Here is an 18145-nt window from a genome sequence, read left to right as displayed (position 1 = left end):
AATTTGAAAAACAATTTTCGTGGCTGACGCCTTATTTCTTGAGACTGAACACTTCTGTCCCGACCGTATTGACATCGTCGTTTCACTCTTTATTCCATAATTATTTACTAAAAATGATCATTCTTTGATCTTCAACGTCAACGCATTCAGTGCTACAACTACGGTACTCAATGACATCAAGACAGCTCCAATCGCTGGGCTTAACAAAATCCCGATTGGTGCAAGAATACCTGCTGCTAAAGGAATGGCAAGAATGTTGTAACCAGCTCCCCACCATAGGTTTTGGATCATTTTCTTTCTCGTTTGTTTGGCTAGATCTAAGAAATGCAAGATATCTTTTGGATCACTGTTGATCAAAACCACATCCGCTGAGTCGATCGCAATATCGGTTCCTGCTCCAATCGCCATCCCGATCGTCGCACGTGCTAAACTTGGGGCGTCGTTGATTCCATCACCGACCATAATGACTTTATTCCCCTGTTCCTGATAACGTTTGACGATATCTTCCTTGTCATTTGGTAAAAGTCCGCCATAATACTCTTCGATACCTAAGTATTGTGCGACCTCTTCTGTTGCATGTAGATTGTCACCAGTCAACATCACCGGAGTGATATTTCTTTCTTTGAGTCTTTGAATAAAGGTTTTTGCTTCTACTTTGATGATGTCGCCTAAAGCCACTAATCCCACTAAACGATCATCGATCAATAGAAAACTGACTGTATTCCCTTGTTCTTCGTAAGGAGTTAGTCGTTCTTTTGCAATTTTAAGTCCTAAACGTTTGATTTCTTTTTCATTGACTACTTTTACATTTTTATCTGCTACTGTTCCAGTTAAGCCAACCCCTGAAAGATTCTTTTGATTCTCAGCTTGATAAGGAGAAATATTTTGTTCCTTCAAATAACGCATGATCCCAATGGCTAACGGATGATTGGCGTTCGCCTCTAAGGCACCTAGATATTTCAATAGTTCTTCTTGAGGATAATCATCGTCTAAGCTTTCGATACCAGTGACGGTGAATTTCCCTTCCGTCAACGTACCTGTTTTATCCAGCATGATGACATCTAACTCATTGGCTTGTTCTAAGGCGCGACGACTTTTGAGCAACAGCCCATTTTTAGCCGCAATCGACGTCGAACGTGCAACAACTAAAGGAATCGCCAAACCTAATGCATGGGGACAGGCAATAATGAAGACGGTGACCATCCGTTCTAAAGCAGTTGGTAAATCGGTTAAAAAGAGCCACACAACAAATGCCGATAGACCGGCGATCAATGCGACATAAAACAACCATTTTGCTACTTTGTCAGACAAAGATTCTAGTTTTGACTTTTCACCTTGTGCTTGACGGACCATATCCATGACTTTGGCTAAATAGCTATTTTCACCAGTTCCAGTCACTTCGATCTCAATAGTGCCGTCTCCATTGATCGAACCCCCGATCACTGGATCAGATGTTTGCTTCTTGACCCCTCTGGACTCGCCAGTTACGGCAGATTCGTCCACGATTGTTTCACCTTTCAGGATCTTCCCATCCGTTGGCATTTTATCTCCTGCTCGAACGATTAAATGATCGCCCTCTTTGACCTCTTTTAAAGAAATTGTCTCTTCTGTCCCATCTGTTCGTAATCGTTTGACCGTTTCAGGTAATAATTCTGCTAATTTTTGTAACGCATTACTTGCATTAGAAACGGCACTCATTTCGATCCAGTGCCCTAATAACATGATGACGATCAACGTCGCCAATTCCCAGAAGAAGTCCATCACATGAGTATGTGGATTGATAAGATTTGCGATAAAAGAATAGACACTATAAACATAGGCCACACTGATCCCCATAGCAATCAAGGTCATCATTGCTGGACTTTTTTGTTTCAATTCCATTTTAGCGCCACTTAAAAAGGGTTGTCCGCCATAGATGAACAAGATGGTCGCTAGAATCAAGACGAGCCAATCAGAGCCAGGGAAAGTCACTTGAAAGGAAAATTCCATGCCCATCATGGGAGAAAATAAGATGATCGGAATCGCTAACAACAATGACAACCAAAATTTTTGTTTAAAATTCCCCATGTGCATCGAATGATCCATCCCGCCGCTCATATGGTCATGATGATCCATGGAACTATGATCCATTGAGTGATACTCATGTGCCATGCTCTCGAGATTCATTTTTGTATGGTCCATATTCGTATGATCCATTTTATGGTGTGTCATGTTCGTTTGTTGCTTCATTTCATCATGATGATGCTCGTGCATCGTTTGTTTTTTTTGCTCGTTCATTTTCATTCTGTCCTTTCCTTTGTTGAACCGTTTATTTCTTCATTTTTTGGTTTAGACTTAATGAATTGAGTAACACACTGATTGAGCTAAAGGCCATCGCTCCTCCGGCAATGATTGGATTCAATAAGCCAAACGCAGCAAACGGAATGCCAATTGTGTTATAAATAAATGCCCAAAATAAGTTTTGTTTGATTTTTTTCAAGGTCACACTTGAAAGTTCGATCGTTTGTCCAATCGACGAGAGTTGACTATTCATTAACGTTACATCTGCTGTTTCCATGGCGATATCGGTGCCATTTCCCATGGCGATACCGACATTTGCTAAAGCCAAAGCGGGGGCATCATTGATACCATCACCGACCATTCCCACTTGTTTTCCTTCTTTTTGCAATTTTTCGACATATCCTGCTTTTTCATCAGGTAATACTTCAGCAAAGATGTGTTCTTTTGGAATACCAACTTCATGTCCAATCGTCGTTGCAACTGATTGATTGTCCCCTGTGACCATATAAACTGCCAATCCTTGGGCTTGTAATTGTTGGATCGCTGATTGTGCGTGTTCTTTGATCTGATCAGCCACAGCGATCATCCCCAATACCTGTCTGTCATCTGCAAGAAACATCACGGTTTTTCCTTGTCGTTCTAATTGTAACGCTTGTTCTTGATACGCTTCAAATGAAACGTTCAGCTCCACTAGTCGTTTTCTCGTACCAATAAAATAAGATTTTTCATTTATTACCCCGCTGATCCCAGCACCCGGATGTGCTTTTGCTTGAACCACAGGCAAAGTCGTGGTCTCCTGTTCTTTTCCATAAGTCACAATGGCTTTACCTAAAGGATGCTCTGAGCCTTGCTCTAATGTGGTGGCGATCGTTAATACTTCTTCGTCACCGATAATATCTGTGACCACTGGTTTACCTTGTGTGATCGTACCAGTTTTATCTAAAAGAATCGTATCTAGATGTGTCGCAGCTTCTAATGCCTCGCCACCTTTGATCAAAATACCCTTTCGTGCGCCTAATCCTGTACCAACCATGATTGCAGTTGGTGTCGCTAGGCCTAACGCACAAGGACAAGCAATAACCAGCACTGAAACACTATGGATCACTGCCAGTTCCCAGTTGCCACTGATGAGTCCAGTGACTATTAAGGTAAAGAAAGCAATGACTAAAACGATAGGTACGAAAATACCAGAAATCTTATCAGCAATTTTTTGGATCGGTGCTTTACTTCCTTGGGCATCTTCCACCATTTGGATGATTTGTGAGAGGACAGTTCCTTTTCCTACTTGGGTCACCGTCATTTCAAGAATCCCTGTAGAATTGATGGTTCCACCGAAGAGTAGATCCCCCATTTTTTTCTCAACTGGCACGCTTTCTCCCGTCAACATTCCTTCATCGATCGCACTATTCCCTTTGATGACTTTCCCATCTGTTGGGATTTGTTCTCCCGGTCGGACGAGTAAAATATCCCCAATCTCTACTTCCTCGATTGGTATGGTCTTTTCTTCACCATTTTTTATGACCTGTGCTGTTTTTTTCTGAAGAGACATCAACTGCTTGATGGCATCGCCGGTTTTACTTTTGGCTGTGTGTTCCAAATATTTCCCTAACAAAATCAACGTGATGATCATATTGCTACTTTCAAAATATAAGTCCGATGAATGCATACTGAAAAAACCATTATATACACTAAGCGCAAATGCGGCGGTCGTACCGATTGCCACTAACACATCCATATTGGGTGCGTTTGTTTTGATGGCATGATACGCTCCTTCATAAAAGCGCCAACCAATATAAAATTGGACAGGAATTGCTAAAATCAGTTGGACCCATGGATCATGAAAAAAATGGACAAGTGTTCCGTGAAAACCTAACATCATTGCAATCATCGCGATCATCATAGGAAGCGTCAAGATAGCACCTATGATGACATCTCGCTTCATCTTTGTTAAATAAGTTTGCTTCTCTTCTGCAATTTTTTGCTTATGGGCCTCATCATATAAAATCGCACCATAACCAATGGTTTCAACACTCTGGATCAGTTCTTCAATTGATACTTCCTGATAATTAATCGTCGCTTTTTCTGTTGCCAGATTAACAGTTGCAGATAATACACCGGGCTGTTCATTCAACTCTTTTTCGATTCGTGCAGCACAATTGGCACAAGTCATTCCAGTAATCACGAGTGTGTCTTTTTTAGCTGGATACTCCATTTAAATCACCTCTGCTTGATAGCCTAAATCATTGATTACTTGACATATCGTAGATGATTGAATCACTGTTTCATCTAATGACACAGTTCCAATCTCTTTTTTTAAGTTGACATTGATTTTTTTTACACCCGGTAGCGCATTGACCGTTTCTTCCACTCTTGCAACGCAATGTTTACAGCTCATTCCTTTGATTGTTACTTTTGTTTTCATCCCTGGTTTCCTCCTAGTTGTTTTGATGGCAATGACATTGTCCTGGAATGCAATTGCACTGGATATTTGTTACTGGCTCTTTTTTCTTTAATTCTGCCATGATTTGGTCAATATCTGCTTGTGTTAAAGTTGCTTCTGAGACAAGATCTGCAATCGTCTCGCCGATTTTTTTGGCGCAAATATGTGAGAATAGATTTTCAGCAGCACTTTGTACAGTTTCCGTTTCAGACACTGCTGGGTGATAAATGAATTTTTTTCCTTCTTGTTCTGTCCAAATCGCTTCTTTTTTAACAAGTCGTCCTAATAACGTTTTGACTGTTGCTGCTTTCCAGCCCATTGATTCAGAAAGGATCTGTGTGATTTCCTGAGCTGTGGTGTCACCTAATGTCCAGACGACACGCATGATTTCCCATTCTGAGTCACTGATTTTGATTGGTTTTTTCACTTCTTCCATATGTATCACTCTCCTTTTCGTTTACAAACGTAAACTTAAATTCTAAATATAGATTACACTTGTAAACGAAACGTGTCAACTACTTTTACTTAGCCATTGCTCTAGGAATTTTTTTTGCTGTCGTGAACCATTCAAAATGACTAATTTTCCTTCTGCTCCTTGTTCATAGATTTTTTTGATTGCCAAGGGTTCCCTTTCTTTCTTGAAACGCCAAACAAAAAGTAAAAAGTCCCAATATTCTTTGTCGAATTTTTCTATAAATTCTTCTGGAACATCTGGACGGGTACTTTTATCTAATTTTCGTTTGATCGAACGTTTGATCACACGATACATCGCGATATGTCTCGGCAAGCGAAGTAACAGGATCAAGTCAGCCTGTTTAATTCTATCTTTTGCAATCGATAGATAATTGCCTTCAATAATCCATTCCTTGTTTTCAACCATAAATTTTTCTTGTTCTTTTAACAACCACTGCTTGGCAGCTTTTCCATAGTCCGTTGCTAACCACAATCGATCAAGAGCTAAAAGTGGGCTTCCTGTCGTTACTTGTAAGCTTCTTGCAAGTGTGGATTTACCTGCACCCGACTGTCCAATAATCATTATTTTCATCTTGTCCTCCTCCAAATGGTCATCTTTTTATTTTACCTTTTATTCTTAATAACGCAAAAAAAGACCGAACCAATCGTTGGATTGATTCGGTCATATCTTATTTTAAAGTTGAGAAACTGGTTCTTTCAATGGATTTTTCTTATTATCACGACGTGCGATTGCTGGTAAGATCATACCTAATAAAATCAAAATGATTGGTGTGACGATATTAGAAATCAATTGGAACCACCAAGCTTGTGGATCAGCAGCGTATTCCACTTTTGGTACCATTCCCAAAATACATGCAAACGCAGTGAAAGCAAAACACCAAGCACCAAAGATGAATCCAACTTTAGGATTTTTCACGAACTTATATTCTGAGGTGAATTTTTTGTATGCTTTGTTCAACATCATATAGGCTAGGAATACCCACAAGTAACGCATTGGCATAACGACTGAATTTAAGTTCGTCAACCATTTAACTAATTCATTCATATCTTTGATACCAATAATCGGTAATAGAATGATGATACCGACTAAGATACCAGTTAACATGTAACCATTGACCAACGTTCCTTTACGATTACGTTTACGTAACCAACTTGGTACAAATTCTGGATCTGCATCGGCTAACAAGATCTTCAATGGCGCATCAATAGAAAATGCCAAAGCAGAAATTTGACCGACCATATTCGTCAATGCATAGATGATCATCAACGCATTACCGATACCATAATAATTACCTAAGATTTGGAAGGCACTGTACGCACCATTTGCCATTAAATCTTTAGGAATATTGTCACTTGCAAATAACATACCCATTGCCACAGAACCTAAAACAGCACAGATACCGACCATCGCTGCTAAAAAGATCATCCCTTTTGGAAATTCTTTTGCCGGGTTACGTGTAGAATTAACATAAGGAGAGATTTTCTCAGCGCCTCCTACAGCAAAGACTAACATCGAAACAGTCGTAAAGTAACTAAAGTCAAATTTAGGAATGTACGTTTTGACTTGGTTCATATTTGCTGTCGCAAATTCCATCGTTGGATTGATGAATGGCGCAGTAACAGCAAGTAAAATGAATAATAATGACATGACGAACATCGCTGTACCTGCTAAACCACCGATAACTTTCAACGTTGATAAGCCTTTTGTTGATAGATACAAGAAAGCTAAGAAAATGATCAATGAGATCACTGCGACCATTTGGACAGACATCGTATTGACGATATCGCCATTTCCTTGAACTGCCCAACCAGCTGCAATCAAAATCGCTTGTGGTTTTTGTGCTAAGTATGGAATGTGCACGACCCAATATGTCCAGGCAGCATAATAAGCTAAGCGTTTATTCGAAGTAGTGTTTTCTACCCAAGAACTAACGCCCCCTTTACTATCTTTGAATGCTGATCCTAATTGACCGACGATCAGTGCATAGGGGATAAAATAAATAGCTAGGATCAATAACCATGAAGTGATTACTGAGATTCCTTGTTGCGCGTAGTTATTGACGACATTTCCCATACCCCAGACCATGTTGAATGCAATCAACGCTACTGTAAACCAGCGCAGTTGTTTTTCGTTCATCTGATTTCTCCTTTATAAATATTTAATAATTATTCATTGACTATCATATTCAATTTTCATAATGTTTACAACACTTCGTTATTTTAATTGTGGATTATTTTAGGTAAAACACATTGTTTTTACATTTATTTTTCATTTTATCCCCAAAAACCTAATTTAAAGGCGCATAAACAAGAATTATTTTCTAACTATTTTGGAATTTTCAGAACAGTTAAAAACTTGCAGTTATTTTAATCACAAAAAAACCACAGTCCTCAAATAAATGATTTCTGTGGTTTAACGGTGCTTTTTTGACTGTTTATTTGACTTTTTTGACAGATAATCCACGCATGGCGTTTAAAACTGCTATCAGGGTCACACCCACATCGGCAAAGACTGCGTTTCCCATAGAAGCAAAGCCAATAGCTCCGAGAATCAATACGATTACTTTTACTCCAATAGCAAATGCAATATTTTGCTTGACGATTTTCAACGTCTTTCTTGAAATTTGAATCGCCTCTGCAAGTTTTGATGGCTCATCGTTCATGATGACAACATCGGCTGCTTCAATGGCTGCATCACTGCCTAAACCACCCATGGCGATTCCCACATCTGCTCGAGCTAATACCGGTGCATCATTGATCCCATCACCTACAAATGCAGTTTTCTGAGTCGTTTCGCTCATCAATGCTTCTAATTTTTCTACCTTATCTTCTGGAAGCAGTTCACTATAGAATGTATCGACCCTTATCTCTTTTGCAACTTGTTCTGCAATCTTTTGAGCATCACCTGTCAACATCACTGTCTTTTTGACGCCGACTTCTTTCAATGTCTCGATAGCAAAAGTTGCATCTGGTTTGATCGTATCCGCAATAACTAAATACCCCATGAGCTGACTGTCAATCGCTAAATAGATCAATGTTCCTATTTCATGATTCTCTGGTTGCTCGACTCCATAGCGAGCCAATAATTTTTGATTTCCGACAAGTACCTCTTGTCCTTTAACCTGTGCGTTGATTCCTTCTCCAGCGATTTCTGCAGGGTCTTCAATTTCATATAACGGGCCACTATAGGTATCCATGACCGCCTTGGCGATTGGATGTGTCGACACATTTTCTAGACTCGCCACATATTTGATAAATACTTTCTCGTCAATGTTAGAAATAACTTTTTGTACGGCAAAATCCCCCTTTGTTAGGGTCCCTGTTTTGTCAAATACCACTGTTTCTGTACGAGCTAAAAGTTCTAGATAATTTCCACCTTTTACAAGTATCCCCCGTTTACTAGCTCCACCGATTCCTCCGAAAAAACTAAGTGGAACAGAAATGACTAATGCACATGGACAAGAAATCACTAGAAATGTCAATGCTCGATAAATCCATTCAGAAAAATCTCCTCCATAAAGTAAGGGTGGGACAGTTGCTAAAAGAACAGCTAAAGCAACGACGATCGGCGTATAGTAACGAGCAAACTTAGTGATAAATTTTTCAGCAGGTGCCTTTTTACTGCTTGCTGTCTCCACCAGTTCTAATAATTTGCTGATTGTCGAATTTTCATAGTTCTTTTTAACTTCGATGGTTAAAGGATGGGTCTTATTGATAAAACCACTTAATACATTTTCACCACTCATCACTTCTTTAGGCAATGATTCTCCTGTTAATGCAGATGTATCTACGAGGGATTGTCCCTTCAAAATCGTTCCGTCCAAAGGAATTCTTTCACCCGGTTTGACCATGACTGACTCACCGATCTGCACTTCTTCTGGTTGCTTATTTACCAAGCCGATTTCAGTGATCACATGAGCAATTTCCGGTCGAATCGCCATCAACTCACGAATTGACCGACGAGACTGATCGACCGCAAAATGTTGGAAATACTCACCGATTTGATAAAATAGCATGACAGCAACTGCTTCTGGATATTCACCGATCATCATTGCACCGATCGTTGCAATCGACATTAAAAAGTTTTCATCAAACACTTGTCCTTTACGAATATTGACGAACGCTTGCTTAATAACATCAAAGCCGATGAGAACAAAAATGGCGAAAAAAGTAATGAAACGAATTGGCTCAGCAGGCTTCCATAAAAACAATAAAAGTAAGCTAATTGACGCTATGACGATACGTAACAATGCTGTTTTATTTTCTTTTTCTGGTTCATGATTTTTACTTGTCTGATTTTTCACTTCAATTACTTTGACATCTGGTTCTAATTGATGGATTTCTTCTGTTGCTTGTTTTTCAATCGCTTCTATGACAGCTTTATCTGCATCGATCATCATTTTCCCAGTTGCAAAATTGACCGATGCTTCTTTTACGCCGGGTATTGCTTGTACTTTTTTTTCGATTTTCATCGCACAATTTGCGCAATCCAAACCTTCTAATTGATAACTTTTCATTTCAAGTCCCTCCTCACTAAACATATGACTATCTCTTCATAAGTTATTATACATGAACAATTATTCATATGTCAAATCATAGTAATAACAGATCATGGTTGAAGTATCGTTTGGGAGAGAGTCATTATTTCTTTAAGATGTAAATGAAGTTTCTTAGGTAAAAGTGACGAATGATAAACTTTTACAATAGAAAATAAAGGAGGAAATACATGATTGATTTCAACGATCAATACCATCTTTGCGACTAGGAAAAGCTGCCAACTTCAAAATAGTCGGAAAGAAAGGAAAAGAAAATTTTCAAAATTGATTAAAATGATCAAGCTTCCTTTTTTATTGAAACAGAGAAAAAAATGACTTGAAGCACTCTTTTAAACATACGATTGACTATGATGATGGGAAAAAAAGAGATGTTCAGCCCATCATTGAAAATTTAAGAGAGGATGATCCAACTAGCTTTGTCATCATTCCCTCTTACTCTATTAATACAAGGTTATTGAAAGTCTACGAAGATCCTAAAACACCTAAAAAATTTGTAAAAAATCAATCCATCGAGGTCGCACCTTATTATTATCATTTTTTTTATGATAATTCCAGACGATTGAAACCATTGGATGCTCACATCAACGCAATCATCGATGGAACGGACCAACCATTAAAAGAGGGCTTTCGCCAAAAAGTAAAAGTCAAGAGTCAGCGGTTTGGGGGAACAGTCAAAGATAGGATGTTTTCTGATAGACAGACCTCTAAAAATAATGCCACAGACGTGCCACTTCCAACTTCTCCAACACAAACGTCCCTTATACCAGCGAATTTTAATCATCGCGTAGTAGACACAACCAACAAAGCGCATTTTTTGAGTAAGCAAATACCTAAAAAACATACAGATATCACTCGCTAAGTGTAAAAAAAGTAACTCTTTGGACAGACAACCAACTGTACAAGAGAGTTACTTTTATATTAGTGACTATTTAAACGATTTCTGCCCCAAATGGCATCAACGCTAGGCGTGCTAGTTTGAAGGATTGCTTTGCGAAAGGAATACCAATGATCGTGATACAAAGTAAAATCCCACTGATGACATGACCTAAAGCAATCGGCAACCCTGACACGATCAACCAAATGATATTGACGATCAAAGACACGCCATTGTTTGTATAAATGACTTCTTTTCCAAAGGGTGCAAACGATAAAGAAGCTAGTTTGAAACATTGTAGCCCGACCGGAATACCAACAATTGTGATACACCATAATACACCTGCTGCCGCCCAACTAAGTCCTCCGAGTAAACCACCAAAAATAAACCAAATAATATTTCCAATACAACTCATTGTTTCTTTCTCCATTCTAATAAGAGCCTTACGTTAAAAAACATTGAAATCGACTCTCTTGATTTTACGTTTTTTTGCTTCTAATAACCACAGCTCTATAAACTGAGCGGCTACTGTTCTTTCTTGATCGACTGCTGCAAAAATCGTTTGAACTAGTTCACATGCTTGCTGATCTGCTTCAGTCGTTTCGATTTGTCTCGCTTGTCCAAAAGCGAAAATCATTTGTTTTTCTGCGTCATCGTGTGCTGCTATAAACGATATATTCAATGGATCGTTTATATCTGGCAACGTTAGTTCCTCCAAGAATCGATTTGCTTGTTGCCTGATCAACGTATTGATCATTGGTAGATCTGCTTCGGTTGCTGGACGAATGATCATTCAAACCACTCTTTTCTTTTTTTGACCGTTTCTATCCAAATATTGGCGATCGTTTCATGACCCAGTAGTGTCGGATGGACACCATCATCCCCTGTGTATTTCTCATAGCCATATGAAATGCCTAAAGAATTCAACGTTCCATCTAACGGGACAAAAACTGCTTGATACTCTTTTGCTATTTGACGAATCAAGTGGATCTTTGGATCAAGATCACTACGCCAACTTCTCCGATCGTCAGGCTCGGGCAAAACAAATGGTTCCATCAAGACGATTTTTTTGATGTCACTTTCCACTAAACGACCAAGTAAATACCGATAATCTGCTTCAAAACGCGCAAAAGATTCTTTTGTCGCAAATGCTGCAGGCTCGCCTACATTGTGCCATGTATCATTGATACCGATCAAAATCGAAACGATATCCGGTTTCAAATCGATGCAGTCTGCTTGCCAGCGCTTCTTAAGGTCCGCTAACTTATTTCCGCCAATTCCGCGATTGACAAATGTCCACGTGTTTTCTGGATCACTCGCAGCCAATTTTGCTGCTGTTAACAGTGCATAGCCATGACCGAGATCGCCAGTTCCTCTACCCGCATCTGTGATACTGTCACCAATGAATAAAAGTCGTTGTTCCATCACACATCCTACTTTCTATGCCACTTTTATGTTATTATCCCACACACATCTAGCCAAAGAAAGAAGGAATTGGAACAATAGTGATTTTATAACAACTTCTTAAAAAAATGCGTTCCACGAAAATGCGATGAACGATTTTCGTGGAACGCGTCTTATTTTTTATGGGTAAATACGATTTAACAAACGTGGGAATGGAATGGCTTCACGTACATGATCGATCCCTGAGATCCAAGTCACTGTACGTTCTAAGCCTAAGCCGAAACCAGAATGTGGAACAGATCCGTATTTACGTAGATCTAAGTACCATGAGTATTCATTTTCGTCTAAGCCATGATTCTTGATTTGTTCAAGTAAGAAATCATAGTCAGTCGCACGTTCACTTCCGCCGATGATCTCGCCATATCCTTCAGGTGCGATCATATCTGCACAAATCACGACATCTTCTCTTGTTGGATGTGGTTTCATGTAGAATGGTTTGATCGCTTTTGGATAGTTCAAGATAAAGACAGGTTGTTCAAACGAATTCGCAATGAACGTTTCGTGTGGTGAACCGAAATCATCGCCCCACTCGATATCGTCAAAGCCATTTTTCTTCAATAGCTCGATGGCATCATCATATGTGATACGTGGGAAAGGTAATTTAGTATAAGTTTTTAATTTTTCTTTATCACGTTCTAAGACATCTAAAGCATACTCGCAGTTATCTAATACACTTTGAACTAAGAAAGCAACGTATTGTTCTTGTACTTCTAAGCTTTCTTCTTGATGCGTGAACGCCATTTCAGGTTCGATCATCCAAAATTCGATCAAATGACGACGTGTTTTTGATTTTTCAGCACGGAAAGTTGGTCCAAATGAAAATACTTTACCAAATGCCATTGCAGCAGCTTCCATATACAATTGACCACTTTGTGACAGATATGCTTTTTGATCAAAGTAGTTCGTCTCAAATAGATCGGTGGTTCCTTCTGGAGCAGAGCCAGTCAAGATCGGTGGATCGATTTTAACAAATTGGTTGTTGTTGAAAAATTCGTAGGTTGCACGGATGATTTCATTTCGAATCTGCATCACTGCATGTTGGCGAGAAGAGCGTAACCATAAATGACGATGATCCATCAAGAAATCTGTTCCATGTTCTTTTGGTGTGATTGGATAATCATGACTTTCACTCACTACTTCAATGTTCGTGATCCCGATCTCATAGCCAAATTTAGAACGGCTATCTTCACGAATCTCACCTGTCACAAGGATCGATGTTTCTTGAGAAAGATTTTTTGCCATTTGGAAAACTTCCTCAGGCACTTCGCTTTTTACGACAACTCCTTGGAAGAATGCTGTCCCATCTCGTAATTGTAAAAAGGCGATTTTCCCACTTGAACGCTTATTAGCGACCCAAGCACCGATCGTTACTGTTTCGCCTACATGTTTTTTTGAATCGATGATTTGAATTTGTTCCACGTAAAATTCTCCTTTGTCCTATAATAATTTCTATTCGTTTTGACTTTTACTCTCAATAAAACGTTGGATTCGTCGGATTCCTTCTTCTAACGTTGCTAGATTCGCCGCATAACTCAAACGAACATTTTCCGGTGCGCCGAAACCTTCACCTGTAACCAGAGCAACCCCTGCTTCTTCTAGTAAATCTTCGACCCACGGCGTCACTTGTTCATAGCCACATATCGCTAACGTTTCTTTCACATTCGGAAACAAGTAAAATGCGCCTTGTGGTCTTTTGACCGACACCCCGGGCAAATCAGCAACAAGCGGAAATACGATGTCTAGACGTTCTTCAAATGCTTTGCGCATCTCTTCAACGGTATCTTGTTCCCCTTGTAATGCTTCGACAGCCGCATATTGACTGACTGCAGTTGGGTTACTAGTTGATTGTGACGCAATCGCAATCATCCCATCAATGATTTTTTGATCGCCGACTGCATATCCGATACGCCAGCCTGTCATTGCATAGGTTTTTGATACACCGTTGATGATTATCGTCTGTTCACGTATTGCTTTTGAAATCGTTGCAATTGGAGTAAACTCATTGTCATTATAAACTAATCGGCCATAAATATCATCAGCAACTATTAAAATATCGTTTTTTACTGCCCATTCACCTATAACTTGTACTTCTTCTTTTGTGTAGATCATCCCTGTCGGATTAGAAGGAGAGTTGATGATGACTGCTTTTGTCTTGGAAGAACGTGCTTGTTCCAATTGTTCGAGGGTCACTTTGAAATCATTGACTTCTTGACCAGTGACAAAAACAGGGACACCTTCTGCTAACTTGACTTGTTCACCATAGCTTACCCAATAAGGTACTGGAATGATAACTTCATCTTTTGGATCTAGGATTGTTTGGAATAAGGCATAGAGAGCAAATTTCGCCCCGTCTGTCACAATCGTCTGAGAAGCATCGTAAGTCAAGCCATAATAGGTTTCCAGATACGAAACGATTGCCTGTCTTAATTCTGGAATACCCGCTGTTGGCGTATAATAGCTTGCTTTTCCATTCTTGATGGCTGCGATCGCTGCTTCTTGGATATTTTCAGGTGTAGCAAAATCAGGTTCTCCTACGGTCAAACTGATAATGTCTTTCCCTTGTGCTTTCAGTGCCTTTGCTTTTGCTGCAGTTGCTAGTGTTATGGAAGGCTCTAAGCGTTCCACTCTTTTTGACTGTTTCATCCAATCTATCCTTTCATCCGTCTTTTCTATACCCCGCTAATGACTTTGACTTCCTCTCCCGTTTTAAAAGAAAGTAAATAATAATTCAACTGGTCATCTGATGTTTTGGTAATGACTTCCCATACCGGTTCCTCTTTGTACATCCCTAAAGAAGCTTTTTCCACTTGTTGATCGGGATGCTGTTTGCTGATTTCTTGTCGGGCAGCTTCTTCGGTCAAGCCTGCTTTTTGTTCTAATACTTTCACACGCTCACCCGATTTAGGTATGATTACTGCAATATCTTGTCCTTTATCGTTTTGGCCTGTTAATGAAAAATAAGTGGCTTCCCGAGTAAACCAATAGAATTGGTCCACTTCCTCAAGATTTGCATATTGTTCAGCTAGTTTTGTCGCCTCTTGTTTCGCTTGCGTCATTGGGCGTGTCGCACGCAGATAAAAAATAGTGCTGATCACGATTACTGCTAATAAAGCGATGATCAAGCCCAGCAAGATGCGATTGATCGTATGTTCTTTGTTTATCTGATTCTTCAAGGACTGTCGCTCCTTCTTTTTTCATTGATGTCCATTATAACAGATTTCGAGGTGAAAATAGTCCTCGATTATGGCTTAATTTCTTCGTTTTTGTTTAAGAAATCATGGATATCGTTACAAATTTGTTCAAAAGGCGCCTCTTGGACAGGCATCTTTTTAGGCAAGGCATGAATGATCCTCGCGCCATATTTTGCGGTCACCAAACGTCGATCTAAAATCAGCAAAACACCTTTGTCCGTTTCCGAACGAATCAAGCGACCTAAAGCTTGTCTGACCTTCAGTGCTGCCTTTGGTAAGGATTCTTGGTAAAAAGGGTTGATGCCTTCCGATTCCAAATATGCATTTCTCGCTTTGACCATTGGACGTTTTGGATGATCGAATGGCAGCCGCGTAATGACGACTAGTTGTAACGCATCTCCTGGCAGGTCGACGCCTTCCCAAAAACTATCTGCACCGAATAGCACGCTCATATCAGAAAGAACAAAACGTTTCAATAGTTTCTCACGACTGCCACCGATCCCTTGAGCTAAAATCTCTCTTCCTTGTTCAAGCATTGTCAAATGCATTCGTTGATACACCTTTTGTAAAACATCATGAGAAGTAAACAAAACCAGGATCGGTCTTTTTTCTTGTCTGATCAACTGGTATAACACATCCGTTAGATAGTCGACATACGCTGTACCACTTAATTGATTGATCTCTGGTGCTTCTTTTGGTACGAAGATCCGTGCTTGTTTTTCATAATCATAAGGAGAGGCAATGACTTTCAGCGGAGCCCCTTCAATTCCTAATCGTTTCGCCAAATATTGGCGATCTGGCCCCACTTTCAATGTCCCTCCTATATATAAAATCCGTTCATAGCGCTGATACCAAACTGTATTGGGAATCAGTGCGGCAGTGAAATCGTGGAGATGGAACATTGTCTGCTGAGGGGTGACACCCGGAACAAACCAATGGACTAAACTTTCTTGCCAATTCTCCAACCACTCTTCCATAAAACTTGCTTGTTGATTTAAACGATCAAACAAAGTATACAAACTTGCAAGATCGACACGCATTCGCTTTGTCCAACTTTCTTGAAGCACCTCTAAGCCTGAACGGATCCTGTACTGCAATTCCTTTATTTCTTGGTAAAAAAGATGAAGATGGTCAATGGCTGTACTTGCTTCAAAAGATAAATTATCCAAGTCCTCTTTTGTGATCATGACTTCTTCGGCGTAAGTTTGTCTTTTTTGTTGAGGTATGATCTCAAGTAAACCTTCAGCTAAACAAAGCTGTGCCTCACGAAGCGCAGACAACTCTTCTTTGTAGATATCAAGCCAGCGCTGGCCCTCATGATTGGCTGGAAGATAGCCTTTGAAGCGATCGAACAAACGATCAGGTTCTTCGAATAATTGTACTTCCTTGTTAAAATAGCTCAAACTGAATCGTCGATCATTGACTTTTTCAGCAATCTCAGGCAAATGATGCGCTTCATCGATCAATAAATAAGGACTTTTAGGCAACAACGGCAGCTTTCTTTGTGTTTCTTGGACTAAAAAAGCATGGTTGACGATCAAGAAGTTACTTTGCTTGATTTGTCGATGCAAAAATCGAATAAAATCTTGTTCATAGAACGCTTGTTTTTTCGCTAAAAAGTCAAGCCCGCGATGCGAAACATCTGCAAAAAAAGCATGATTCAAATTCGTTAGATGTAACTCATCTAAATCTCCTGTTTTTGTCTGCGTCAGCCAGACAAGAACTGTCATTTGATAGAGTGCATATTGTTTTTGCTCCTTTGGCTCAAGGAGTGTGGCTTTAAATCGTTGCAAATCGAGATAATGGCGGTAGCTTTTGATAATCGTCGCTTGGATCGGTTGGTCGAATAATTGATTCAACAAAGGAATATCTTTTTCCATGATCTGCTCTTGTAAAACAAGCGATACCGTACTGATCACTGCCGGCTTCTCCGGTGTGGCCAGATAGCTAAGAGGCAATAGATAGCCAATCGTCTTGCCCATACCAGTCGCTGCTTCGATCATCAAATTTTTTGATTCATCTTTGGTAAAATGATCGTAGACAACATTCATCAGACGATTTTGTTCTTTACGATACATCAACGTTTTTCCAAATATTTTTTCTTTCGCTTGTTTTTTTCTTGGATAATCTTTATGGCCATAGTAAACTTCTGAAAATAGTTCGACTTCTTTTTTTTGTAAGGCGATTCCCTCGATGATTTCCAGTTCATCTGATAAAGGTGGTGGCTGCTTTCTCAGTTCGTTGGTGATTTGTTCGATGAATAATCTGGTATCCATCCCTGTATGATTGCTCAGTTTCACGATCTGTTCAAGCGTCACTAAAGGTAACTGACGCATCCGTTCTTCAATCAGCAAGAGCAACTGTGCTGTCACTTCCGCATCACTATCTGCCTGATGGGGATTATCGTGGATAAAACCCAGACTTTCTGACAAATCAGCTAAACGAAAGCTCGGTTCGGTCGGCAAAAATATCTGGGCCAACTCGACTGTATCGATTCCCGGAATATTTAATTTAGGTACGCCACAGCGAGTCAATTCATGGTTCAAAAACTGATAATCAAAATAAATATTATGCGCCACGAAGATGGTATCCGCTAGAAGGTTGTAAATCGTTTGTGCTACATCTTCAAAATAGGGTGAACGATGGACACGTTGATTGGTGATCCCTGTTAAATGCTGGATCTGTTTGGAGATTTTTCGCCCAGGGTTGATATCCATCGAATAACGAGAGGTGATCCGCCCATCTTCGATCATGACACATCCAAATTGGATAATGCGATCTTCTTTTGGATTTGTCCCAGTCGTTTCAATATCGACGACTGCATAGGTTTTCGGTTTCAACATATCTTCCTCTTCTCTTCCCTCTA

At 39.7% G+C, this 18145-nt stretch carries 15 protein-coding genes; 1 reads left to right on the top strand and 14 read right to left on the bottom strand.

The genetic code is table 11. The features are described 5' to 3' along the window. Positions 1-117: 117 nt before the first annotated feature. The 7 genes from copB to P3R27_RS02765 form a co-directional block, all read right to left on the bottom strand. Positions 118-2253, bottom strand: a complete 2136-nt coding sequence (gene copB / locus P3R27_RS02795) for a copper/silver-translocating P-type ATPase CopB (protein WP_404830953.1) — start codon at positions 2251-2253, stop codon at positions 118-120. A 55-nt stretch (positions 2254-2308) separates the two neighbouring features. Further along, the gene (locus P3R27_RS02790; RefSeq protein WP_034687304.1) at positions 2309-4492 is read right to left on the bottom strand and encodes a heavy metal translocating P-type ATPase; all 2184 of its coding nucleotides are present in this window, start codon (positions 4490-4492) and stop codon (positions 2309-2311) included. Continuing rightward, positions 4493-4702: a copper chaperone CopZ gene (copZ, locus tag P3R27_RS02785; protein ID WP_034687305.1), complete on the bottom strand. Its 210-nt coding sequence runs from the start codon at positions 4700-4702 to the stop codon at positions 4493-4495. A gap of 13 nt (positions 4703-4715) precedes the next feature. Then, positions 4716-5156 (bottom strand): CopY/TcrY family copper transport repressor, encoded by a 441-nt coding sequence (locus P3R27_RS02780; protein WP_034687306.1) that lies wholly within the window; start codon positions 5154-5156, stop codon positions 4716-4718. A gap of 75 nt (positions 5157-5231) precedes the next feature. After that, complete coding sequence (locus P3R27_RS02775; RefSeq protein ID WP_301355918.1) at positions 5232-5765, bottom strand: P-loop NTPase family protein; 534 nt, start codon at positions 5763-5765, stop codon at positions 5232-5234. Between the two features lie 102 nt (positions 5766-5867). Continuing rightward, complete coding sequence (locus P3R27_RS02770) at positions 5868-7331, bottom strand: APC family permease (protein ID WP_010734986.1); 1464 nt, start codon at positions 7329-7331, stop codon at positions 5868-5870. Positions 7332-7629: 298 nt separating this feature from the next. Continuing rightward, entirely contained in the window at positions 7630-9711 is a 2082-nt protein-coding gene (locus P3R27_RS02765) for a heavy metal translocating P-type ATPase (protein ID WP_284592160.1), read from the bottom strand. A gap of 355 nt (positions 9712-10066) precedes the next feature. Here P3R27_RS02765 and P3R27_RS02760 point away from each other — a divergent pair, with 355 nt between their 5' ends. Then, complete coding sequence (locus P3R27_RS02760) at positions 10067-10609, top strand: hypothetical protein (protein ID WP_241234768.1); 543 nt, start codon at positions 10067-10069, stop codon at positions 10607-10609. A gap of 70 nt (positions 10610-10679) precedes the next feature. On the opposite strand, the gene P3R27_RS02755 is transcribed toward P3R27_RS02760, so the two are convergent. The 7 genes from P3R27_RS02755 to P3R27_RS02725 all read right to left on the bottom strand — a co-directional run bounded on the left by P3R27_RS02755 (position 10680) and on the right by P3R27_RS02725 (position 18119). Continuing rightward, positions 10680-11039, bottom strand: coding sequence for a YccF domain-containing protein (locus P3R27_RS02755; protein ID WP_034687310.1), 360 nt, complete (start codon positions 11037-11039; stop codon positions 10680-10682). Between the two features lie 33 nt (positions 11040-11072). Then, positions 11073-11417, bottom strand: coding sequence for a hypothetical protein (locus P3R27_RS02750; protein WP_034687313.1), 345 nt, complete (start codon positions 11415-11417; stop codon positions 11073-11075). Continuing rightward, the gene (locus tag P3R27_RS02745; RefSeq protein WP_126134214.1) at positions 11414-12049 is read right to left on the bottom strand and encodes an SGNH/GDSL hydrolase family protein; all 636 of its coding nucleotides are present in this window, start codon (positions 12047-12049) and stop codon (positions 11414-11416) included. Before P3R27_RS02745 ends, P3R27_RS02750 begins: the two co-directional genes overlap by 4 nt. Positions 12050-12208: 159 nt before the next feature. After that, on the bottom strand, positions 12209-13507 hold the full coding sequence (gene asnS, locus P3R27_RS02740; RefSeq protein WP_301355926.1) for an asparagine--tRNA ligase: 1299 nt from the start codon (positions 13505-13507) through the stop codon (positions 12209-12211). 30 nt (positions 13508-13537) lie between these two features. Continuing rightward, on the bottom strand, positions 13538-14731 hold the full coding sequence (locus P3R27_RS02735) for a pyridoxal phosphate-dependent aminotransferase (RefSeq protein ID WP_301355928.1): 1194 nt from the start codon (positions 14729-14731) through the stop codon (positions 13538-13540). Between the two features lie 26 nt (positions 14732-14757). Next, positions 14758-15261, bottom strand: a complete 504-nt coding sequence (locus P3R27_RS02730) for a cell wall elongation regulator TseB-like domain-containing protein (RefSeq protein WP_034687322.1) — start codon at positions 15259-15261, stop codon at positions 14758-14760. 68 nt (positions 15262-15329) lie between these two features. Beyond that, positions 15330-18119 carry a helicase C-terminal domain-containing protein gene (locus tag P3R27_RS02725; protein WP_206437480.1) on the bottom strand — a complete coding sequence of 930 codons (2790 nt, stop codon included), beginning with the start codon at positions 18117-18119 and terminating at the stop codon, positions 15330-15332. Between the last annotated feature and the right edge of the window lie 26 nt (positions 18120-18145).

Origin of the sequence: Enterococcus spodopteracolus (assembly GCF_030441955.1) — a bacterium.
GTDB classification, from domain to species: domain Bacteria; phylum Bacillota; class Bacilli; order Lactobacillales; family Enterococcaceae; genus Enterococcus_B; species Enterococcus_B spodopteracolus.
This window is presented reverse-complemented; position numbering and strand designations above follow the sequence as displayed.